Here is a 21,889-nt window from a genome sequence, read left to right as displayed (position 1 = left end):
GCCGCATGATGGAGAGTGAAGTGGCGAGCAACGCGCCCACCAATCTGCCAAGCGCCGATACGCCGCGCCAGAATATGCCGCGTCTCTCGCTCCACGTCCCGGAGCCGAAGTTCCGGCCCGGCGATGCGGTCGACTTCGCCGATGTCGACGTGCCGCCCGCGGGCTCGGCGCGCCGCCCCGACACCGCCGAGGCTGCGAGCCAGTTCACCGATCTGGCGTACACATTGGTGCGCGTGCTGGATGAGCAGAATCAGGCGGTCGGTCCGTGGAACCCGCAGCTGTCGCCCGACAAGATGCGCCGCATGCTGCGCCACATGGCGACCGTCCGTGCTTTCGACGAACGCATGTTCCGCGCGCAGCGGCAGGGCAAGACCAGCTTCTACATGAAGTCGCTGGGCGAAGAGGCGGTGGCGGTCGCGGGCGCGCACGCGCTCGACAACGACGACATGTGCTTCCCGTCCTATCGCCAACAGGGGCTGCTGATCGCGCGCGGTTGCCCGATGGTCGACATGATGAACCAGATCTACTCGAACAAGGGCGACAAGCTGCAGGGCAAGCAGCTGCCGATCATGTATTCGGAGAAGCGGTTCGGTTTCTTCTCGATCTCGGGCAATCTGACGACGCAATACCCGCAGGCGGTCGGCTGGGCGATGGCGTCGGCGTCGAAGGGCGACACCAAGATCGCGGCGACCTGGTGCGGCGAGGGGTCGACCGCGGAGGGCGACTTCCACTCCGCGCTGACCTTCGCGACCGTCTACCGCGCGCCCGTCATCTTCAACGTCGTCAACAACCAATGGGCGATCTCGAGCTTCTCGGGCTTCGCGGGCGCGGAGGCGACGACCTTTGCCGCGCGCGCGGTCGGCTACGGAATCGCGGGGCTTCGCGTCGACGGCAACGATGCGCTGGCGGTCTATGCCGCCACCGCCTGGGCAGCGGAACGCGCGCGCACCAATGCGGGGCCGACGCTGATCGAACATTTCACCTACCGGACCGAGGGCCACTCGACCTCCGACGACCCGACGCAATACCGCTCGGCCGGGGAGCCGACGGCGTGGCCGCTGGGCGACCCGATCACGCGGTTGAAGGATCACCTGATCGCGCTGGGCGAGTGGGACGACGAGCGGCAGGCGGCGATGGACCGCGAGGTCGCCGAGGAAGTGAAGGCAGCGCAGAAGGAGGCCGAGAAGAACGGCATCCTCGGCCACGGCCTGCACCAGCCGCTCGACACATTGTTCGACGGCGTGTTCGAGGACATGCCCTGGCACCTGCGCGAGCAGCGCCAGCAGATGATCGACGAGGAAGAAGCGAGCGGCCGGCCGTGGGCGAGGAAGTGACGATGGCGGATACGCAAAGCGCCGTGAGCGAGCAGGTGCCGCAGGATGGCGCGGATCAGGCGGGCGACACCACCCGCATGAACATGATCCAGGCGATCAACTCCGCGATGGACGTCATGATGGCGCGCGACGCGGGCGTGGTCGTGATGGGCGAGGACGTCGGCTATTTCGGCGGCGTGTTCCGCGCGACGGCGGGCCTGCAGAAAAAGTACGGCAAGACGCGCGTGTTCGACACGCCGATCACCGAATGCGGGATCATCGGCGTCGCGGTCGGCATGGGCGCCTACGGGCTCCGTCCAGTCCCCGAGATCCAGTTCGCCGATTACATCTACCCTGCGCTCGACCAGCTGGTCAGCGAGGCGGCGCGGCTGCGCTATCGCTCCAGTGGCGAGTTCACCGCGCCGATCACGGTGCGCTCGCCGTTCGGCGGCGGCATCTTCGGCGGGCAGACGCACTCGCAGTCACCCGAAGGGCTGTTCACGCACATGTCGGGGATCAAGACGGTGATCCCGTCGACGCCCTATGACGCTAAGGGGCTGTTGATCGCGGCGATCGAGGACAATGATCCGACGATCTTCTTCGAGCCCAAGCGCATCTACAACGGCCCGTTCAACGGCCATTGGGACCGCCCGGCGGAGAATTGGTCGAAGCATCCGGCGGGCGCGGTGCCCGAGGGCTATTACAAGATCCCGCTCGGCAAGGCGAACGTGGTGCGCGAGGGCGAGGCGGTGACGATGCTCGCTTACGGCACGATGGTCCACGTCTGCGCGCAGGTCGTCGCCGACACCGGTGTCGACGCCGAGATCATCGACCTGCGCACGCTCGTCCCGCTCGATATCGAGACGATCGAGGCGTCGGTGAAGAAGACCGGCCGCTGCCTGATCGTCCACGAGGCGACGCGGACCGCCGGCTTCGGCGCCGAACTTTCGGCGCTGGTGCAGGAGCGATGCTTCTACCACCTGGAGGCCCCGGTGGAGCGCGTGACGGGTTTCGACACGCCGTACCCGCACAGCCTCGAATGGGCATATTTCCCGGGGCCGGTCCGCATCGGACAGGCGCTCAAGAAGATTCTGAAGGACTGACGATGGCACGTTTCACCTTCAAGCTGCCGGACATCGGCGAAGGCATCTCCGAGGCCGAGATCGTCGCGTGGCACGTGGCGGTCGGCGACCGGGTCGAGGAGGACCAGCAGCTCGCCGACATGATGACCGACAAGGCGACGGTCGAGATGGAGTCGCCGGTGTCGGGGACCGTCGTCGAACTGGCGGGCGAGGTCGGCGACCAGGTTTCGATCGGCGCCGCGCTGGTGGTGATCGAAACCGATGCCGCCGAGAGCGCCGATGCCGAAGCCATCGCGCAACCGTCGGACGAGACCGGCAGCGACCTGTCGCCGATGAAGGCGGAACCGGTTGCGCCCGCCACTGCGCCTAAGGTTGCACCGGCGACCGAGGCGAACAACGTCGAGGCGGAGAACCCCGGCGTCGCCGATGCACGTGGTGAAACGCCGGCGTACGAGGTTGCGGCGCCCGCCCCGCGTACACCGCAGATTGAGCAACCCGCCGCACCAACCCGCGCCGTCCTCGCCAGCCCCGCGGTGCGCGCGCGCGCACGCGACCTCGGCATCGACCTCGCCGAGGTAAAGGCGGAAGGCGACCGCCTGCGCCACAGCGACCTCGACGCCTATCTGCGCTACGGTTCAGGACAGGGCTATCACGCGCCGCACACCAGCCGCGCGCGCGACGACGAGCAGGTCCGCGTCATCGGCATGCGCCGCCGTATTGCCGAGAACATGGCCGCGTCGAAGCGCCACATCCCGCACTTCACCTACGTCGACGAAATCGACGTAACCGAGCTGGAGCGCGTCCGCGCCGACCTGAACGCCAATCGCGGCAATCGGCCCAAGCTTACCATGCTGCCGCTGATGATCGTCGCGATCTGCCGCACGTTGCCCGACTTCCCGATGCTCAACGCGCGCTACGACGATGAGGCGGGCGTGGTGACGCGCTCGGGCCGGGTCCATCTCGGCATGGCGGCGCAGACCGACGCCGGCCTAACCGTGCCCGTCATCCGCGACGCGCAGGACAAGAACGTGTGGCAATTGGCCGCCGAGATCACGCGGCTGGCGGAGGCGGCGCGCGCGAACAAGCTCAAGCCCGACGAACTCGGCAACGGCACGATCACCGTCACCTCGCTCGGGCCGCTCGGCGGCATCGCGACGACGCCGGTCATCAATCGGCCCGAGGTCGCGATCATCGGCCCGAACAAGATCGTCGAGCGTCCGGTGTTCCATGGCGACGACATCGTTCGCGCCAAGCTAATGAACCTGTCGATCAGCTGCGACCACCGCGTCGTCGACGGCTGGGATGCGGCGAGCTACGTCCAAGCGCTCAAGAAGCTGCTCGAAACGCCGGTGCTGCTTTTCGCTGACTGATTCTCACATCTGGATGCGCGCTATCCGCAGCGCACATCCAGATGTTCCAGACAGCGTGCGCAGGCATGCGTGAGCAATCATACCTGCACCGTCGCTCCTGATCGCTGCGGCGCCGAGTTACCTAGACGCGACGTCCGCGGAACAGCTGCACCAGCCCGACGATCAGCGCGATCACCAGCAGGATGTGGATCAACCCGCCCGCGACGTGGAAGGCGAACCCGAGCAGCCACAGCACCAGCAGGATCACCGCGATCGTCCACAACATCTATACTCTCCTTCGTTACGCCGGTGAGAACGTGAGCGGAGAAGGTGGCGTTCCTCGAACCAGCAACCTTTCGACATAATCCATGTGAGCGATCAGCGCCGCGGTCGCGCCTGGGCCGGGTAGAAGGGCGGCGGTTCCGGCGCGGGCGGTGCGCCGGGCGTGATCGGCGCGGATGACGCCTCCTCAAGCAGCCGCCAGCCGGTCGGCAGATAGTCGGTCGACATATAGAAATAGAAGGCGCACGTCCGGTCGCTGCGATAGCTGCCGCCCTTTACCAGCCCGAAGGCGCGTGTTCCCAGGAACACCGGCGCGCCGCTGTCGCCGCCTTGGCACTTCGGTCCGGCAACCGTCACCCACGTCGGCAGGCACGCGCCGCCGCACAATTGCCCTGCGGGTGCGAATGAGACGAGCTCGACGGGTGCGCAACTGTAGCCGGTTCGCTCGCCGCGGTGGCAGACGATGTCGCCCGCGCGCATGCTGGTCAGCGCGCGCCGCCCCGCGACCGCGCGGCTGACCGTCTTGCCCGTATCGGCGTAGAAGGCGGGTTGCAGCGGCACGTCGCTCGCGTTGACCTGCACGTCCTGATAACCCCAGCCCCATTGTCCGACGAAGGAGAGTGCCTGCGTCTCGCCGTTCGGGCCGACGTAACTGAGCGCGTCGGGGCAGTGCGCCGCGGTCGCGATCCCCGTGCGCGTGCCGTCCGTAACGACGAAACCGGTGGTGCAGGCGTAGCGGCGCCCGTCCGCCGGATCGACGCCAACGACGCGTGCGCCGCCTTCCGCCGTCATGTCCGCGCTCGCGACGACGCGGTCGCTTCGTACGCGCACCGGAACGCCCGCGATTTCTGACAGACGCGCGGTCAGCGCGTCGACGCCCTCGCGGTCGACGTCGCCCGGGTTGACGACCACCACCAGCTCGCCGGTCGCGAGGTCGATCCCCATGCCCGGCGGATGCGCCACCGCCGCGGCGAGTTCGGCCTGGTGCGAGGCGAGCGCGAGTTCGAGTGCGGCGCGCGTCGCTCGCGCACCGGTGCGGAACGTAATCGGTACGCTCATCCCGCCCGCCGCTACTTCGCGGTCGGGCAGCGGCTCGTCCCCGGTCAGCAGCACGACGATGCGATATGTCGGTCGATGCTCGATCGAGATCCCCGCCAACCGATCGGCCAGCTCAATCGCGAGCGCGTCGGTGACCGGCACCGTCTCCTCCTGCGCGAGCAGCCGGGCGCGCGCCTCCGGTAGCGATGCATCGTACATTCGCGCATATTCACCCGCGTCCTGCGCGATCGCGTCCGCGGCCGACTGCCGAAACGGCAGGGTGGCCACCGGCGGCGGCAGCGCGGTGGCCGGCACCTGCGCGCTCACGGGCACCACCCCCCCGACGAGCACGGCCAGCGTCGCCCACCACCATTTACCGATCCTGCTCGACACCCGCGCCTCTTAGCGCTACCTGCCCGAACTTGTCCTGAACGAACATGCGCGAGCGCCGAACAGGCGTGCTGCCCTTGCAGCCAACGCGCAGCCACCCAACTTTGAAAGCCTCATGACCTTCCCGAACCTTCCCCAGCCTCTCGCCGAGGCGCTGTCCGCGCGCGGTTACGCCGCTCCCACTCCCGTTCAGGCGGCGGTGATCGAGCCCGAGGCGCACGGGCGCGACCTGATCGTCTCGGCGCAGACCGGCTCGGGAAAGACGGTCGCCTTCGGCCTGGCGATGGCGGGCGAGCTGATGCCCGAGGGCGAACTGCCGCCGGCTGGCGCCCCGCTCGCGCTGATCATCGCGCCAACGCGTGAACTGGCACTCCAGGTAAGCCGTGAGTTGCAGTGGCTCTACGCGTCTGCACACGCGCGCATCGCGACCTGCGTCGGCGGTATGGACGCTTCGCGCGAACGCCGCGCGCTGTCACACGGCGCGCACATCGTCGTCGGCACGCCCGGCCGCCTGCGCGACCACCTCGAGCGCGGCGCACTCGACCTGTCGAGCTTGCGCGCCGCCGTGCTCGACGAGGCGGACGAGATGCTCGACATGGGTTTCCGCGAGGATTTGGAAGAGATCCTCGACGCCACCCCGGCCGAGCGGCGGACGCTGCTGTTCTCCGCGACGATGCCGAAGCCGATCGTCGCGCTTGCCAAGCGCTACCAGAAGGACGCGCTCAGGATCGAGACCAAGGGCGAGGATCGCGGGCACGGCGATATCTCCTATGTCGCGGTGACGGTCGCGCCGGCGGACATCGAGCATGCCGTGATCAACTTGCTACGGCTGCACGAGGCGGAGACCGCGATTCTGTTCTGCGCCACGCGCGACAACGTCCGCCGGCTCCACGCCAGCCTGGTCGAGCGTGGGTTCGCCGCGGTCGCGTTGTCGGGCGAGCACAGCCAGAACGAGCGCAACGCCGCGCTCCAGGCGCTCCGCGACAAGCGTGCGCGCGTCTGCGTCGCGACCGACGTCGCCGCGCGCGGCATCGATCTGCCGTCGCTTAGCTTGGTTATCCACGTCGAACTGCCGCGCGACGCCGAAACGCTCCAGCACCGCTCGGGCCGTACCGGACGCGCGGGTCGCAAGGGCACCGCGGTGCTGATGGTGCCGTACCCGCGCCGCCGCCGCGTCGAGATGATGCTGCGCGGCGCCAAGATCAATGTCGAGTGGACCAACCCGCCGACCGCCGACGACATCCGCGCCAGCGACCGCGAGCGGCTCATCACCACGCTGCTCGAGCCGGTCGAAATCGACGAGGAGGACCGCGCGCTCGCCCAGCGTCTGATCGCCGAGAAGTCGCCCGAGGACATCGCCGCGATGTTGGTGCAGGCGCATCGCGCGCGGCTGCCCGAGCCCGAGGAGCTGGTCGCCGCGACGCCCGAGGCACAGCGCGCCGCACAGGCTGATCGTCACCGCCCCGGCTTCGACGACACGCAGTGGTTCGTGATGGACATCGGTCGGCGCCAGAATGCCGATCCGCGCTGGCTGCTGCCGCTGCTCTGTCGCCGCGGTCACATCACCCGCAACGAGATCGGCGCGATCCGTATCGGCCCGAACGAGACTTGGTTCCAGGTGCCGACCGGCATCGCTGCCAAGTTCAATGCCGCGGTCCAGCGTACCGCGCGCGAGGACGGCGAGGACGAGAGCGGCATCCGTATTATCCCCGGCAACGGTCCCGCACCCGGCGCGAACGGCGCGCCGCGTGGCGGCCCGCGTACCGGCGGCGGACGGAGCGCACCCATGCACCGCGCGCGCCCGACCAACCCGCGCAAGCCGCAGGGCCGTCGTCCGTAAGGTCAGTCGGCGACGAAGCTCAACGCCGACACCCGTCGCTCGCGCTCGTTGATCACCAGCGCGCGCGCGGCGGGCGGTAGCGATCGCTGGGGGCAGTCGGCACGCAGGCAAGCGCGGCAGCCCAGCCCGATCGGCGTCGCCGCACCCATCAGATCGAACCCGCGCGCGCCTGCGAGTGTCGCGGCCTGCTCTTCGGGCACGCCGATCGACAGCGCGAACTCCGCCGCGACCGCACTCGCACCTACGCCGACCGACCGCGTACCGGGTACCGCAACCTGCAGCGTGAACCAGCGCGTGCCGTCCTCAAGCTCGATCAACTGAGGCACTGCCGTACCCGGCCGATTGAACGCGTGATGCACCCGCCACAACGGGCAGCGCGCCTCGGCCGCGACCAGCGCGGCACCGCTCGCCCCGGCGAAGCGCTTCGACACCTGACCCGCGCGATCGACCCGCAGCAGGAAGAACGGCAGCCCGCGCGCGCCGACGCGCGACAAGGTCGTCAGCCGGTGCGCGACCTGCTCGACGCTTGCGCCGAACCGATGCTGTAGCGTCGCCAGATCATAGCCGCTCCCCTCACACGCGCGCAGAAACCGCGCATAGGGCATCATGACGCCTGCGGCGAAGTAGCCGGCGAGATGCCGCCGGAACAATCGCTCCGACACGCGGCTGGCGAATGCCGCACCGCGTGCCAGCGCATCGATTTCGGTGCGTGCTTCCAATTGTGCCAGCTGGAACGCCAGCGCGAAGGTCCGGCTCGCGGGCGACAGCATCTCGCCCAGCTGCAATTGCCGCGCGTGCAGATCCAGCCGGCGCAAATGGTCGGGCATCACCTCGGCAGGCAGGATGCGGATCGCGAGGCCTTGGCGGACGCGCAGCCGCTCGGTCAGCGCGCCGTACAGATCGGCGCCGGCCAGCCGCAGTTCGTCCGCGACCGCCTCTGCCGCACTGTCGAGATCGGGAAAGTGGTTGCGCCAGCGATCAATCTCGCGCCGGACCGCTACCGTCGGGTCGTCGCCGTCGCCCGCAGTCGCGACGCTCGCGACACCGCCGCGGTCGAACGCGCGCGCGAACGCTTCCGCCCCGCCGGGCGCGGCGGCGAGCCATTCCTCCACCTCGCTGCGGTCGATCTCCAGATCGGCGAACAACGGATCGGCCAGTCGCCGCCGGATCGCCTCCGCCCCGCCGCCGGGTTCGCCCGCCACCAGCGCGCGGGGATCGAAGTCGAATACCTCGGCCATCCGGACCAGCAGCCCGGTCGGCAACGCGCGCTGGTTGCGTTCGATCAGGTTCAGGTAGCTCGGCGAGACGCCCAGCATCTCCGCCATCGCCGCCTGTGTCAGCCCGGTACGGCGCCTCAACCGCCTGACCGCGTGCCCACCCATCACCTTCTCGCGCGCCATGCTTTGCCTGTAAAGAAATTGACAGCGTGACAGCTTCTACGCCGGTTTCACCGACCCGACGACACGAAACTTTGTCAATCCTTGTTCACGCTACGCGATTTGCCGGCTTATCCATTCCTCAACGGCGGAACATCCGCCGGGCAGTGCAACACCAGAGGAGACCGTCCATGCCGACCGAACCGCAGCGCAGCCGTGCCGTCTTCTCGACCGAAGACTTCGGGCTGATGAAGGAAGCCGTCGCGAACTACGTCCGCCAGATCGCGGACGACCCCCGCTCGGCCAAATTCTCCAACCTCTATCACCGCCTCGGCCGGCTCGGCTGACGCGAACGCCCGTATCGCACGGGTGACCAAGTTCCTGGGGAGGAAAGGTGGTTCGCCGGCGCGGCAACGCGTCGGCGACCATTTCCACACGCCCCAACCACACACGCAGACAAGGGGCAACGCCATGACCTATCAGGAGCACACCAGCCAGATCGGCCAGCTGATCGCGCGCCAGAACGGCACGTGGGACGGCATCGACGCCGAAGCGGTCGCGCGGATGCGGTTGCAGAACCGCTTCAACACCGGGCTTGATATCGCGAAATACACCGCGGGCATCATGCGCCGCGACATGGCCGCCTATGACGCCGATCCGGCGAACTACACTCAATCGCTCGGCTGCTGGCACGGATTCATCGGGCAGCAGAAGCTGATCAGCATCAAGAAGCATTTCGGCTCCACCAAGGGGCGCTACCTCTATCTCTCCGGCTGGATGGTCGCCGCACTCCGCTCCGACTTCGGCCCGCTCCCCGACCAGTCTATGCACGAGAAGACCAGCGTGCCCGCGCTGATCGAGGAGCTCTACACCTTCCTCAAGCAGGCGGATGCCCGCGAACTCGGCATGATGTTCCGTGAACTCGATCACGCGCGCGAGGCAGGCAACGAGATCGAGGCGCAGCGCCTGATCCATGCGATTGACAATTACGAAACGCACGTCGTGCCGATCATCGCCGACATCGACGCCGGCTTCGGCAATGCCGAGGCGACGTACCTGCTCGCGAAGAAGATGATCGAGGCGGGTGCCTGCGCGCTCCAGATCGAGAACCAGGTGTCTGACGAAAAGCAGTGCGGCCACCAGGACGGCAAGGTCACCGTGCCGCACGACGACTTCCTCGCCAAGGTTCGCGCCTGCCGCTACGCCTTCCTAGAACTGGGTGTCGAGGACGGGATCATCGTCACGCGGACCGACTCACTCGGCGCGGGCCTGACCAAGCAGATCGCGTTCTCGAAGGAACCGGGCGACATCGGCGACCAGTACAACAGCTTCCTCGACGCCGAGGAAATCACCGACCTGTCGACGATCAACGGCGACGTCATCATCAACCGCGACGGCAAGCTGATGCGCCCCAAGCGGCTGCCGTCCAACCTGTTCCAGTTCCGCGAGGGGACGGGGGCCGACCGCTGCGTGCTCGACTGCATCACCTCGCTCCAGCACGGCGCCGACCTGTTGTGGATCGAGACGGAGAAGCCGCACATCGAGCAGATCGCCTCGATGGTCGATCGCATCCGCGAGGTCGTGCCCAACGCCAAGCTCGTCTACAACAATTCGCCGAGCTTTAACTGGACCCTCAACTTCCGCCAGCAGGTGTTCGATGCCTGGGCGGGCGAGGGGCGCGACGTCTCGGCCTATGACCGCGCGCGGTTGATGAGCGTCGACTATGACGACACCGATCTTGCGGGCGAGGCCGACGAGCGGATCCGCACCTTCCAGAAGGACGCGGCGGCGCGCGCCGGCATCTTCCATCACCTGATCACGCTGCCGACCTACCACACCGCGGCATTGTCGACCGACAATCTGGCCAAGGAATATTTCGGCGAGGCGGGGATGCTCGGCTACGTCAAGGGCGTGCAGCGCAAGGAAATTCGCGAGGGCATCGCCTGCGTCAAGCACCAGAACATGTCGGGCTCCGACATCGGCGACGACCACAAGGAATATTTCGCGGGCGAGGCAGCGCTCAAGGCCGGTGGCGCACACAACACGATGAACCAGTTCGCCGCCTGACCCGAACCCCGTGCAGGCCGCGTACCCACCCGCGTCGGGCAGCCGGCGCGGGTGGACGTGCGCGCGGCGATTGCGGCGACCAACATGTACCTGAGCCTACAGGTCGGTTCAGCCGCGGTGCCGATCGGCTCGGCTAGGCGTTGGACATCCTGATCATCGGGCAAGGAGATACGCCATGAAGCTTTCACGCATGTTCGCCGCCGCTGGCCTCGTCATCGCCAGCCTTGGCGTGTCCGCCACCGCCGACGCGCAGGGTCCGCGCGGTCCGCACGGCCCCGGTCCGCACGGTCCCGGTCCCGATCGGCACTGGGATGATCGCGGACCTGACCGTGGTCCGGGGCGCGGTCCCGATCGGGGCCCGGGTCGCCACGACTGGCGCGGCGATCATCACCGCGGACCCGATTGGCGCGGCGACCGCGGCCACCATTACGGGCGCGATCATCGCCGCTACGGCTATAACGGCTATGGCCGCAATCGCTGCTACGTGACGTGGCGCAACCATCGCCAGGTGCGCGTCTGCCGCTGATCTGAATGGCGCGGGCGGCAGCAACCCTCCGCCCGCGTCAACCCTGCTAGCTAGTTAGCCCACGTACCAAGCGCGTCACGCAAGCGCTGCACCTGCTGGTTGAGCGCCTCCACCTCGGCAAGCGTCATTCCCGAACGCGCCACCAGCGTCTCGCCCAGGCAGCCGCATTCCTCGCGCAGCGCCCACCCGCGTTCGGTCAGCCGTACCTGCACTTGCCGCTCGTCCGCTGGGTTGCGCATCCGCGTCATCAGCCCGGCCACCTCCATCCGCTTGACCAGAGGCGTCACCGTGCTCGATTCGAGCGCCAGCCGCTCCGCGATCTGCCCGATCGTGCGCGCGTCCTCCTCCCACAAGGCGTGCAGCACCAGATATTGCGGGTAGGTGATGCCCAACGCGTCGAGCTGCGGCTTGTAGGCGCGATTGATCGCCATCGACGTCGCATACAGCGAGAAGCAGAGCTGCTGGTCGAGTGGCAGCGGGGCTGACATGGGCGTTCTCCGAGCCGGCGACGATCCGGCACACGCATATCGCGACAAACAAATCGCTGGACAAGGGCAGGTAGCGAACCTAGATAATCCTTATCGCGATAACAAAACGTGTCGCAAGCTCACGAGGTTTACGATCATGGCAGTCGATGTGAAATATACGACCCAGGCGACCGCGACAGGCGGACGCGACGGTCACGCACGCAGCGAGGACGGCGCGTTCGAGGCCAAGCTGTCGACCCCGAAGGAACTCGGCGGCGCGGGCGGCGACGGCACCAATCCGGAGCAGCTGTTCGCCGCCGGCTATGCCGCGTGCTTCATCGGCGCGTTGAAGGCCGCGGGAGGTCAGTTGAAGCTCAAGGTGCCGGCGGAAACGCAGGTCACCGCCAAGGTCGGCATCGGTCCGCGCAGCGAAGGCGGCTTCGGCATCACCGCCGACCTCGTCGTCGACCTGCCCGGGCTAGACCGTGCCGACGCGCAGAAGCTGGTCGACACCGCGCACCAAATCTGTCCTTATTCGAATGCCACCCGTGGCAATGTGGATGTCGGCCTGACGCTCGCCTGATCCAGGCGCGTATCTGAGCCGAACGCGACGCGCTCCTGCCGCCCCCAGGTCGGGGCGCGTCTGCATTTGTGGCCTCATCGATCGGACGCGTCTTTCGTCTCTCTCGCACGTTCGTTCGCGCGAAAGGGATTGCCGATGACCGAGGACGACGAACGCTGGATGCGCCTGGCGCTGGAGGTCGCGCGCGCGAAGGGGTCCGATCCCTCGACCTCGCCGCTCGGCTGCGTGATCGTGCGCGACGGGCAGGTCCTCGCCGCCGAACGCAACCAGACGCACGAACTGCCCGACGCGACCGCGCATGCCGAAATGATGGCGATCCGTCGCGCGTGTGAGAGCCTGGGCGACATGGAACTGCGCGGCGCGACGCTCTACTCGACGCTGCAACCATGCGGCATGTGCACGATGGCCTCGATCTGGTCGAAGGTCGAACGCGTCGTCTACGGTGCCGAAGGCGCCGACGTGCACCCGATGTATTTCGAGGCGCACGGGATCGACACGCTTGCCTTCGTTACCCACGCCTATCGCGACGACATATCGATCGAGGGCGGCTGCCTTCGCGCTGAATGTGTCGAACTATACTATGGCCCTGACGCCGACCTGCCGGTCGAGGAGCAGGCTAACCTTTAAGCCTCTCTCGCGCGCTGGCAGGCCGGTGCGCGTCAGCCTGCCAGTGCCGCGACCACTTCCTGCACCTTCGCCAGCCGCGCGTCGGCATCCGCGATGCGCTCGCGCAGCAGGTAGCGGCCATTCTTCTCCTCCAGCGCGTCCGCTGACAGCGTGACACGCGGCCGCGGCTCCAGTGCGATGGCGGCCGGTCCGGCGACGATGCGCTGGATCTGCGCCGCACGCGCCTCCGCGCGCAACCGCGCGACCGCGATCAGCGTGCGCGCTTCCTCGGGCATTGCCCCGAAGCGATCCTCCAGCTCCTCCTCCAGCGCGTCGAGCGCCTCGGCATCGTACAGCCGCGCGATGCGGCCATAGATCGACACGCGCAGTTCCTCGTCGGGAATCCACGCCTCGGGCAGGCACCCCTCTACCCCCAGCTGCAGCTCGGGCGTCCAGCGATCCGCCTCCTCACCACGCGCGCGACGCAGCGCATCCTCGAGCAGCTGCTGGTACAGGTCGATCCCGATCAGCTTCATGTGCCCCGCCTGCGTCTCGCCCAGCAGGTCGCCTGCGCCACGCATGTCGAGGTCGCGCGCGCTGATCGCGAATCCCGCGCCCAACCGGTCGAACGCTTCCAGTGTGCGCAGCCGCTTCAGCGTGCGCGGCGCGATCTCGTGATCCGGTTCGGTGAACAGCAGCACCTGCCCGCGCCGATTGCCGCGCCCGACGCGCCCGCGCAGCTGGTGCAGCTGCGACAGCCCGAAGCGGTCGGCGCGCCAGATCACCATCGTGTTCGCGCGCGGTACGTCGAGCCCCGCCTCGATGATGTTGGTCGCCAGCAGCACATCGCCGTCGCCGCGCCCGAACGCGACCATCGCGTTGTCGATTTCGCTCGACAGCATCTTGCCGTGCGCCTGCAAAAGCTCGAGCTCGGGCACCAGCCGTTCGAGTTTCTCGGCAAGCGGCGCCATGTCCTCGATCCGCGGCACGACGACGAAGCTCTGGCCGCCCCGCGCCTTCTCGCGCAGCAGCGCCGCGCGCATCACCTCGGCGTCGAAGCTCGCCACTGCGGTGCGGATCGGCTGGCGGCGGGCAGGGGGCGTCGCGATGACGGAGAGTTGCTGCAAGCCGACCAGTGCAGATTGCAGCGTGCGCGGGATCGGGGTCGCCGATAGCGACAGCACGTGCCCGGCCGACAGGTCGCGCAAGCGCTGCTTGTCCGCCGTGCCGAAGCGCTGCTCCTCGTCGATCACGACCAGCGAGAGGTTGTGGTAGTCGACGCCCTTGCCCGCGACTGCGCCGGTGCCGACGACGACGTGGATGCTGCCGTCGGCGAGCCCCGCCTTGACCCGCTTCTTCTCTGCCGCGGTCGACAAGCGCGACAGCCCGGCGACGACCACGTCGCTGCCCTCGAACCGGCTGGTGAAGCTCTCCAGATGCTGGCGCGCGAGCACCGTCGTCGGCGCGGCGATCGCGACCTGACCGCCCGCCAATGCGGCGAGTGCGGCGGCGCGCAGCGCGACCTCGGTCTTGCCGTATCCCACGTCGCCAATCACCAGCCGGTCCATCGGCTTGCCCGAGGCGAGATCGGCGCGCACGGCCGCGATCGCGCGCGCCTGGTCGACGGTCTCTGTGAATGGGAAACCTGCCGCGAACCGCTCATACGCCGCCGTGTCGGGATCGAGCACCGGCGCCTCGCGCTCGGCCCGCTCCTTCGCCAGCGCGGTCAGCGCCTCGGCATCCTTCGCGATCGTCTGCTCGATCTCGCCGCGGCGCTTTTGCCAGCTCGACCCGTCGAGCTTGTCGAGCGTCACCGCGTCCGCTTCCGCGCCGTAACGCCAGATGCGGTCGGCCTCGGTCACCGGCACCAGCCGCGTCGCGTCGTTGGCATAGGTCAGCTTGATCGCGTCGCCCGCCACGCTCCCCGCACCGCTCGCCTCGTCCGCAGCCATCCGCTCCAGCCCCGCGACCACGCCGATGCCATGCTCCTCATGCACCACCACGTCGCCGACGCGGATCTCGCCGAAGTCGAACAAGGCGGTGTCGGCCGGCCCGGTCGAGGTCGTGTCGCGCTCCGCCCGGCTGCCGAGCAGGTCGGCGGCGGCGATCGCCAGCACGCCCTCGCGCCGAAACCCGCGGTCGGTCGCCATCTCCAGCAGCAGGAACGCGTCCCCTTTCGCCTTCGCGACCTTGGCCCAGGACGCAACCTGCTCGGGCTCGCGCTTCACCGCCTTGGCGACGCGGCGGCGCAGGAAGCGCAGGTCGCGCGCGCTGCCCATCAGCACGACGCGCGTCCCCTCGTCCCATGCAGCGCGCGCGACCTTGGCGAAGGCACGCAGCGGCGCCTTCTGCTCGACGAACCGCGGCGGCAGGTCGCCTTCGCGCTCGATCCTCACCTGCTCGACCTTCCCGAGCGCCTTCGCCCAGGCTTTCTCGTCGACCACTTCCTTCAGCGCACGCCGCGGCCGACGCTTCGCCGCGTCGGCGGACAGCGCAAGAAAGCGCCGCCGCCGCTCGTCCGCCGCCACCCCGATCACCACACGCGCGCCCGGCAGATGATCGAGCAGCGTCGTGCGATCCTGAGCGAGCTTCGGCTCGGACACGCGGCCCAGCTCGCGCCGTTCGATCTCGCCCACGGTGCGCTGGTCGGCGGGGTCGTAGCAGCGCAGGCTCGTCACCTTGCCGTCCGCCACCTCGACGCGTAGCGGCAGGTCGGCGTCGGCAGGGAAGACATCGAGCACGGCGCCGCGCAGCGCGACCTCGCCCGGTTCGTCGACGCGCTCGTCGGCAACGTAGCCGAGTTCGAGCAGCTTGTCCGACAGTGCGGCCAGGTCGATCGCCGCGCCCAGTTCAACCGTCGGCGGCGTCGCCTCGAACTCGGCCGGCGGCGGGTAGGCGCGCGCCAATGCCTCACCCGTCGTCACGCACGCGATCGGCACACGCTTCTTCTTCGCGGTCAACAGCCGCAACTGACGCAGCGCTGACACGCGCTGACCGACATTGGCCGGGGAGGCGGGGGCGTCGTCACCTGGCAGCGCGTCGCTACCCGGACAGAACAGCACGCACGACTCGGGTGCCGCCGCTGCCAAAGCGTGCGCGATTGCGATCCCGCGCGCCTCGTCGACCGCCGCGATCATCACATCGCCGTCGTTCAGCAACGCCGCTGCCGCTGCCGCGATCTCCCCGGTCTCAAGCGTCGGCGCGGCGGGTGCGCTGCCGATCAGCGTGGAAGCGTCTCGAGTCTCGTCGGCCATAAGCGTCTGTGTTTCCGGAAGAAGGAGCGGCGCGAACGGACAGGGGGCAATCGCGGTTCCGCCACGGTGATCGCGACGAGGGGTGCATATCTACCCCGCAGGGATCGGCTGAGTGGTATTGCCGGCGTACCCGTGGAGTGCAGTTGCAGCGGTGCTGGCCTCTCACCCCGCGACGAAGTCAGAGGAGGCGGTCGATCAGATCGACGCGCGCGCAGTCCTCCTCGCGACCGAAACGCTTAAACATGTCCCGCAACTCGTGGAGTGCCGGGATGAACAAGGTTGCTCCACCCACACGCACGGGCACGCGGGTTTGCGGCTGCACTGCCCTCCACGCACCGTCACGATCCCGCAGCTGGAACCCGGCCATGAACTCGACCGTCAGCACTGCCGCTACGGCGGCGATCGTCTCTGTCAGTGACGAGGGCAGGGCAGCGTCGCGGTGGTCTCTGACGCCCAGGCTATGAGCGAGCGACTGCCGATCAATGCTGGCTTCGTGCCGCCCGCAGCGTCCGTCACGCTCGACCGCTCTCGATCTGGCCGCGTCATCCGAACTCATGTCCGCGGTTCCATAAGGCTCTCACGATCCCGACTTCACCACCGCAACGAGCAAGATCGATGTTGCGGGTAGTCACGTCTCACCTAAATCGACGACGGTTCGTCAGCCCGTCGCCGGGGGCGTCAGCGCTGTTGCGGCTGGCCCGCCGCTGCGCCGCCTGACAAGTCCGGGTTCTCTCCCGTGCTGTCCTCGTCGAAGCCTTCGCCGGGGTTACCGCCGCCCGCACCGCTGCCGCTGCCATGCACCGCGCCGGTTGCAGGATCGAACGAAGCGCGCTGGCCATTGTCGGGCGGGACTGGAGCGGTGTCGGGCACGCGCTCGCCCGGTCGCGCCGCGACCGTGCCCGACGGTGCCCGCGCGCCCATCTGTCGCTCGTCCTCCGCGCTATAGCCTTCGCCGGTATAGCCCGAGGCGCGGTTGAACGGGGCCGGCCGATGCGACCGCTCGGGATCGACGCCGGGGTGATCGAAATCGGCGTCGGCGCGCCGCTCATCGGTGTTGCGCATCTTGTCGTCCATGAACCCCGAACGCACGACCCGGCACGCGCGATCCTCGGCTTGCGCCTCAGACGATCTCGAACAGCCCCGCCGCGCCCATGCCCCCGGCCGTGCACATCGACACGACGACGTAGCGCACGCCGCGCTTGCGGCCCTCGATCAGCGCGTGGCCGACCAGCCGCGAACCGGTCATCCCGAACGGGTGCCCAACCGCGATCGCGCCGCCGTTTACGTTATATTTCTCCGGATCGATCCTTAGGTGATCGCGGCAGTAGAGGCATTGCGACGCGAATGCCTCGTTCAATTCCCATAGGCCGATGTCGCCGACCGACAGCCCCGTTCGTTCCAGCAGCTTCGGGATCGCGAACACGGGGCCGATCCCCATCTCGTCGGGATCGCAGCCCGCCGCCTGGAACCCGCGATAGATGCCCAGCACCTGCTTGCCCTCGGCCTCGGCGGTTGCACGGTCCATGACGATCTGCGCCGCGGCGCCATCCGACAGCTGGCTCGCATTGCCCGCGGTCACGTTGCCGCCGGGCCCGGTGAAGTCGCCCCCCGCCCAGACAGTCTTCAGGCCCGACAGCGCCTCGATCGTGGTGCCCGCGCGAATGCCCTCGTCCTGCGCGATCGTCACCGTCTCGCTGCCGGTCTTGTTACCTGCCTTGTCGAACAGCGCCTTCTCGACCGTGATCGGCACGATCTCCTCCGCGAACGCGCCCGTCTCGAGTCCACGCGCCGCGCGCTGCTGGCTCATCGCGGCATATTCATCCTGCGCGGCTCGCGTGATGCCGTAGCGTTCGGCCACGATCTCGGCGGTCTCGATCATCGGAATGTAGGCCGCGGGCACGTTGCGCGTGACGCTTTCGTTGACGAAACGCGGCGCATCCTTCGTCACCGTATGGCTGATCGATTCCATCCCGCCCGCCAGAGCAACGTCGATGTCACCCGCGATGATCGAGCGCGCGGCGAGCGCCACCGCAGTCAGCCCGGAGCCGCATTTGCGATCAAGCGTGAACGCGGGCACCGACTTGGGCAAACCGCCTGCGAAGATCGCCATGCGGCCGGCGTTGCCGCCCTGAGTGCCCCACTGATTACCGACACCCCAGAATACGTCGTCGATCCGCGCGGGGTCGATTCCGGCGCGCTCGACCGCAGCGTTCATGACGTGCCCGGCGAGCACCGGCGCCTCGGTCGCGTTGAATGCACCGCGATACGCCTTGCCGATGGCGGTGCGGGCAGTGGATACGATCGCGGCTTCGCGCATGGGGGCTCTCCTGTGGTTTGCCCCTGACTAGATCGCGTACCCGCGCGTCGCAATCACGCGCTTATGCTATTGCTTGGACGTATCGCCCGCTTGCTTGGACGCAGCATCCTTGTCCGCCGCGGCAAGCGCCATCGCCTGTGCCGATCCGGTCGCAGGCTTGACGCGCACCGCCGGCTCCTCGCGTCCGAGCGTCAGGTAGAGCACGCCCGCGATCAGCAGGGCGAGCACCGCCAAGACAGGCCAGCCGGAAAAGGTTCGCACATGGGCAGTACGGTTGTTCATGACGCGGCGGCCTTTCGCGAGGGATTTGCCACCTCAATCGCCCGCTCGCAGCCGTGTTCCGGCCGGAACGGTTACATATTCTTGCTGGTCAGGCGGCGAGGCCGTGCGCCCCAGCGACGAGCGCGTTCTCGGCCTGGGTAAGCGCACGCGGATCGTCGACATCGAGCCACCACGCATCGCCGACATCGACGACGCGCGCCTCGCCCGAGCCTGCCAGCGCTTCGACCCCGGCCGAGATCGACCCCGCGCCGCCGCGCGCGATCGAGCGCCGTAACGCATCGTGGAACCGTCCATCGACCGCGAACACGCCGGTATCGTAGCAGTCGTAATCGGGCAGGTGCTTGCCGATCGCGACGATGCAGTCGCCGTCGCTACGCACCCGCGTCACGTCGTCGAGATCGACCAGCGGATTGTCTAATCGCCGGTCGACGCCCAGCACCAGCGCGGCAGGCTCGCTCGCGATCACGCGCGAAACCAGCGCCGGATCGAACAAATGATCCGCCATCATCAGCAGGTGGCGTTCGGGACCGACCCGGTCGGCACCGGTCAGCACCGAATGCCCGTTGGGGCGTGACCAGTCGTCCGTACGCACGCAGGTGATCGGCAGGCGGTACGTGCGCGCAACCTGCGCCAGATGCGCTTCCAGCGCCTTGCCCTCGTGCCCCGTCACCACGGTGAACGCGCTCGCGCCGCCGTCCCGCGCTGCCAGGATGACACGGTCGATCAGCGGCACGCCCGCGACCGGTGTCAGCGGCTTCGACGGGGAAATCGCGCGCAGCCGGCTGCCGTAGCCGGCTGCGACAATCACGGCGTGCACGCGCGTGTTCCTACCGGTAGTTTTTACTCTGCCGCGATGCGGACGTCGCCGGCGATGAACTCGTCGGTCATCTGCGCCGCGACATCATCGGTCACCTGCTCGGGCGGGTGCTTGCAGAAGAACGCCGACGGGCCGGTCAGCGCGCCGCCGACCTTGCGGTCGAGGCCGAGCTTGACGCAGCGGATCGCGTCCACGACCACCGCGGCCGAATTGGGCGAATCCTCGACCGACAGGCGCAGCTCCAGGTTCATCGGTACGCCGCCGAACAGGTCGCCCTCGAGCCGCAGGAAGCACAGCTTGTTGTCGCCCAGCCACGGGATGTAGTCCGACGGGCCGACGTGGATGTTCTCGTCCGCCAGACGCTCGGCGATGACGGCCTGCACGGCTTCCGTCTTCGACTCCTTCTTGCTCGCCAGGCGATTGCGGTCGAGCATGTTCATGAAGTCGGTGTTACCGCCGGTGTTCAATTGATAAGTGTGATCGATCGTCACGCCGCGCTGGCCGAACAGGTTGGAGAGCACGCGGTGGACGATCGTCGCACCGACCTGCGCCTTCACGTCGTCGCCGATGATCGGCAGACCGGCGTCGGCGAACTTCTTCTCCCACTCCGGGCGGCTCGCGATGAACACCGGCATGCAGTTGACGACGCCCAAGCCCGCCTCGAGCGCGCATTCCATGTAGAATTCGGTCGCTTCCTGGCTGCCGACGGGCAGGAAGTTGACCATGATCTCCGCGCCCGAGTTCTTCAGCTCGGCAATGATTTCCGCCTTCTCGGCGTCGCGCGTATCGTTGATCTCGAACCCGCGGTCGTTCGCGGCGGTCAGCATGTGCGCGGCGACGCCGTCGAGCTTTGCGCCCATCTTCACGATCGTGCCGGTCTTGGGCACGTCGGCGTGGAACACCTTGGTGCAGTTCGGCTTGGCGAAGATCGCCTCGCCGAGATCGAGGCCGACCTTGCGGCTGTCGACGTCGAACGCCGCCACGAACTCCATGTCGCCGACCTTGTAGCCGCCGATATCCTCGTGGATCAGGCCGCTGGCAGTGTTGCTGCCGGTATAATGGTACTTGCCCTGCACCAGGCTGCTGGCGCAATTGCCGACACCGATTACCGCGACCTTGATGGTATTCATTGATCCCCACTTGCCGGGCAAGTCCGGCACAAGACAGAAAGTTTGCCGCTCCGTGACAGAACCGTTGCGGCTGTCAAGCGAACGGGTGATCCTACACCATCGCGGTCGCGCCTGCACGAGGGAAAGCGTGGACGAATTTCGACCCACTGTGGCGGGAAAGCCGCGGGAACTGCAAGGTTTTCTGAACGCGGCGATCTACCATCCGATCGCGGGCGCATTGGCGCGCGCGCTGGTGCCGACGCGCGTGACGCCGAACATGGTGTCGGTGTTCGGCGCGCTGATGGTCGTATCCGCGGGCGTGTTCTACACGCTGGTCGGCGGCGCGTGGGGGATTGCGATCGGCTTCCTGCTGCATCTGTCGTGGCACGTCGTCGACGGCGCGGACGGCATGCTCGCGCGCCTGTCGGGACGCGCGTCGCCGTCGGGCGAGGTGGTCGACGGGCTGTGCGACTATTTCGGTCACGGCATCCTCTACGCATTTCTGGCGGCACAGCTCGACCAGCACAACGGTTGGATCGCCTGGGCGCTGGCGATTGCGGCGGGTGTGTCGCGCGCGGTGCAGTCGGTCTTCGCCGAGAGCGGTCGACGCACCTATCAATGGTGGGTCTATGACGTGCCGTGGCTGCAGAACCAGCGCGCGCCCGCCACCGGCATCGGTGCGACGCTGTCGGGCGTCTACCTTTGGGCGTGGAACGCGATGTCCGGGCCGACCCGCCGCGTCGACGCGCTGGTGCTTAGCGCCGAGCATGATCCGCGTGAGCGGGCACGCATAGCCGAGATCGCGCACGCGGCCGGCACGCGCACGCTGCCGGTGCTAGCGGCACTCGGCGCCAATCCGCGCACGATCTTGCTCGGCCTGAGCATGATCGCAGGCTCACCCTTGTGGTTCTTCCTGTTCGAAGTCGTCGTGCTGAACGTGGTGCTTGCCTTCGCGATCTGGCAGGCGGCGGCGAGCGCGCGGCGCATCGCCGGGCTGATCGCGCGCGGTCACTGATTGCCGAGTACGGGAACGCGCGCGCGATCGACCCGTTTCGCTCCCGATCCGGTTCAAACAGGGAGATGGACAATGCGGCTGATGTTGCTGGTAGCGGGAGGTGCGGCGCTGACGCTCGGTGCCTGCGCGCGTGAGGAGATGGCGACCGGTACGCCGATGGCGGGCGGCGCGAAGGC

At 68.0% G+C, this 21,889-nt stretch carries 21 protein-coding genes; 10 read left to right on the top strand and 11 right to left on the bottom strand.

The annotated features are described in order from the left end of the window. Nucleotides 1-74 precede the first annotated feature (74 nt). The 3 genes from QZ847_RS07615 (at nt 75) to QZ847_RS07605 (ending at nt 3,765) form a co-directional block, all read left to right on the top strand. Nucleotides 75-1,334 (top strand): 3-methyl-2-oxobutanoate dehydrogenase (2-methylpropanoyl-transferring) subunit alpha, encoded by a 1,260-nt coding sequence (locus tag QZ847_RS07615; protein ID WP_294355027.1) that lies wholly within the window; start codon nt 75-77, stop codon nt 1,332-1,334. Nucleotides 1,335-1,411: 77 nt separating this feature from the next. Continuing rightward, nucleotides 1,412-2,416 (top strand): alpha-ketoacid dehydrogenase subunit beta, encoded by a 1,005-nt coding sequence (locus QZ847_RS07610; RefSeq protein ID WP_026325747.1) that lies wholly within the window; start codon nt 1,412-1,414, stop codon nt 2,414-2,416. Between the two features lie 2 nt (nt 2,417-2,418). After that, on the top strand, nt 2,419-3,765 hold the full coding sequence (locus QZ847_RS07605) for a dihydrolipoamide acetyltransferase family protein (protein ID WP_294188783.1): 1,347 nt from the start codon (nt 2,419-2,421) through the stop codon (nt 3,763-3,765). Between the two features lie 121 nt (nt 3,766-3,886). Here the strand turns inward: QZ847_RS07605 and QZ847_RS07600 are convergent, their stop codons facing one another. Together QZ847_RS07600 and QZ847_RS07595 are read right to left on the bottom strand one after the other, a co-directional pair. Next, nucleotides 3,887-4,030, bottom strand: a complete 144-nt coding sequence (locus QZ847_RS07600; RefSeq protein ID WP_294188782.1) for a lmo0937 family membrane protein — start codon at nt 4,028-4,030, stop codon at nt 3,887-3,889. Between the two features lie 92 nt (nt 4,031-4,122). Then, nucleotides 4,123-5,457 carry a hypothetical protein gene (locus QZ847_RS07595; protein ID WP_294355019.1) on the bottom strand — a complete coding sequence of 445 codons (1,335 nt, stop codon included), beginning with the start codon at nt 5,455-5,457 and terminating at the stop codon, nt 4,123-4,125. Nucleotides 5,458-5,569: 112 nt separating this feature from the next. Here QZ847_RS07595 and QZ847_RS07590 point away from each other — a divergent pair, with 112 nt between their 5' ends. After that, nucleotides 5,570-7,294 carry a DEAD/DEAH box helicase gene (locus QZ847_RS07590; protein ID WP_294355016.1) on the top strand — a complete coding sequence of 575 codons (1,725 nt, stop codon included), beginning with the start codon at nt 5,570-5,572 and terminating at the stop codon, nt 7,292-7,294. A gap of 2 nt (nt 7,295-7,296) precedes the next feature. Here the strand turns inward: QZ847_RS07590 and QZ847_RS07585 are convergent, their stop codons facing one another. Beyond that, nucleotides 7,297-8,694 (bottom strand): short-chain fatty acyl-CoA regulator family protein, encoded by a 1,398-nt coding sequence (locus QZ847_RS07585; RefSeq protein WP_294355012.1) that lies wholly within the window; start codon nt 8,692-8,694, stop codon nt 7,297-7,299. 167 nt (nt 8,695-8,861) lie between these two features. Here QZ847_RS07585 and QZ847_RS07580 point away from each other — a divergent pair, with 167 nt between their 5' ends. The 3 genes from QZ847_RS07580 (at nt 8,862) to QZ847_RS07570 (ending at nt 11,263) form a co-directional block, all read left to right on the top strand. Continuing rightward, nucleotides 8,862-9,017 carry a hypothetical protein gene (locus QZ847_RS07580; RefSeq protein WP_019515726.1) on the top strand — a complete coding sequence of 52 codons (156 nt, stop codon included), beginning with the start codon at nt 8,862-8,864 and terminating at the stop codon, nt 9,015-9,017. 124 nt (nt 9,018-9,141) lie between these two features. Then, a complete protein-coding gene (locus QZ847_RS07575; protein ID WP_294355009.1) occupies nt 9,142-10,737 on the top strand; it encodes an isocitrate lyase in 1,596 nt (531 codons plus the stop codon). A 175-nt stretch (nt 10,738-10,912) separates the two neighbouring features. Next, the gene (locus QZ847_RS07570; protein WP_294355005.1) at nt 10,913-11,263 is read left to right on the top strand and encodes a hypothetical protein; all 351 of its coding nucleotides are present in this window, start codon (nt 10,913-10,915) and stop codon (nt 11,261-11,263) included. A 50-nt stretch (nt 11,264-11,313) separates the two neighbouring features. Here the strand turns inward: QZ847_RS07570 and QZ847_RS07565 are convergent, their stop codons facing one another. Then, complete coding sequence (locus QZ847_RS07565) at nt 11,314-11,751, bottom strand: MarR family transcriptional regulator (protein WP_294188745.1); 438 nt, start codon at nt 11,749-11,751, stop codon at nt 11,314-11,316. A 136-nt stretch (nt 11,752-11,887) separates the two neighbouring features. On the opposite strand from QZ847_RS07565, the gene QZ847_RS07560 reads away from it, so the two are divergent. Together QZ847_RS07560 and QZ847_RS07555 are read left to right on the top strand one after the other, a co-directional pair. Continuing rightward, entirely contained in the window at nt 11,888-12,313 is a 426-nt protein-coding gene (locus tag QZ847_RS07560) for an organic hydroperoxide resistance protein (RefSeq protein WP_294355004.1), read from the top strand. Nucleotides 12,314-12,448: 135 nt separating this feature from the next. Continuing rightward, nucleotides 12,449-12,940, top strand: a complete 492-nt coding sequence (locus tag QZ847_RS07555; protein ID WP_294355002.1) for a nucleoside deaminase — start codon at nt 12,449-12,451, stop codon at nt 12,938-12,940. A 32-nt stretch (nt 12,941-12,972) separates the two neighbouring features. On the opposite strand, the gene QZ847_RS07550 is transcribed toward QZ847_RS07555, so the two are convergent. From QZ847_RS07550 to QZ847_RS07520, 7 genes are all read right to left on the bottom strand, one after another. After that, nucleotides 12,973-16,173 (bottom strand): TRCF domain-containing protein, encoded by a 3,201-nt coding sequence (locus tag QZ847_RS07550; protein WP_294355000.1) that lies wholly within the window; start codon nt 16,171-16,173, stop codon nt 12,973-12,975. 178 nt (nt 16,174-16,351) lie between these two features. Further along, nucleotides 16,352-16,729, bottom strand: coding sequence for a hypothetical protein (locus QZ847_RS07545; protein WP_294354997.1), 378 nt, complete (start codon nt 16,727-16,729; stop codon nt 16,352-16,354). Between the two features lie 122 nt (nt 16,730-16,851). Further along, nucleotides 16,852-17,247 carry a hypothetical protein gene (locus QZ847_RS07540; protein ID WP_294354994.1) on the bottom strand — a complete coding sequence of 132 codons (396 nt, stop codon included), beginning with the start codon at nt 17,245-17,247 and terminating at the stop codon, nt 16,852-16,854. A gap of 46 nt (nt 17,248-17,293) precedes the next feature. Then, on the bottom strand, nt 17,294-18,490 hold the full coding sequence (locus tag QZ847_RS07535) for an acetyl-CoA C-acyltransferase (protein ID WP_294354991.1): 1,197 nt from the start codon (nt 18,488-18,490) through the stop codon (nt 17,294-17,296). Between the two features lie 66 nt (nt 18,491-18,556). Beyond that, on the bottom strand, nt 18,557-18,772 hold the full coding sequence (locus tag QZ847_RS07530) for a hypothetical protein (protein WP_294354988.1): 216 nt from the start codon (nt 18,770-18,772) through the stop codon (nt 18,557-18,559). 88 nt (nt 18,773-18,860) lie between these two features. After that, the gene (locus tag QZ847_RS07525) at nt 18,861-19,589 is read right to left on the bottom strand and encodes an NTP transferase domain-containing protein (protein ID WP_294354985.1); all 729 of its coding nucleotides are present in this window, start codon (nt 19,587-19,589) and stop codon (nt 18,861-18,863) included. Nucleotides 19,590-19,612: 23 nt separating this feature from the next. Continuing rightward, a complete protein-coding gene (locus QZ847_RS07520) occupies nt 19,613-20,719 on the bottom strand; it encodes an inositol-3-phosphate synthase (RefSeq protein WP_294354982.1) in 1,107 nt (368 codons plus the stop codon). A gap of 127 nt (nt 20,720-20,846) precedes the next feature. On the opposite strand from QZ847_RS07520, the gene QZ847_RS07515 reads away from it, so the two are divergent. Then, nucleotides 20,847-21,713 carry a CDP-alcohol phosphatidyltransferase family protein gene (locus QZ847_RS07515; RefSeq protein ID WP_294354981.1) on the top strand — a complete coding sequence of 289 codons (867 nt, stop codon included), beginning with the start codon at nt 20,847-20,849 and terminating at the stop codon, nt 21,711-21,713. Nucleotides 21,714-21,889 lie beyond the last annotated feature (176 nt).

It is taken from the genome of uncultured Sphingomonas sp. (assembly GCF_913778135.1).
Classification (GTDB): Bacteria; Pseudomonadota; Alphaproteobacteria; order Sphingomonadales; family Sphingomonadaceae; genus Sphingomonas.
Note: the sequence above shows the minus strand (reverse complement) of the source record. Positions and strands in the feature narration are given on the sequence as shown.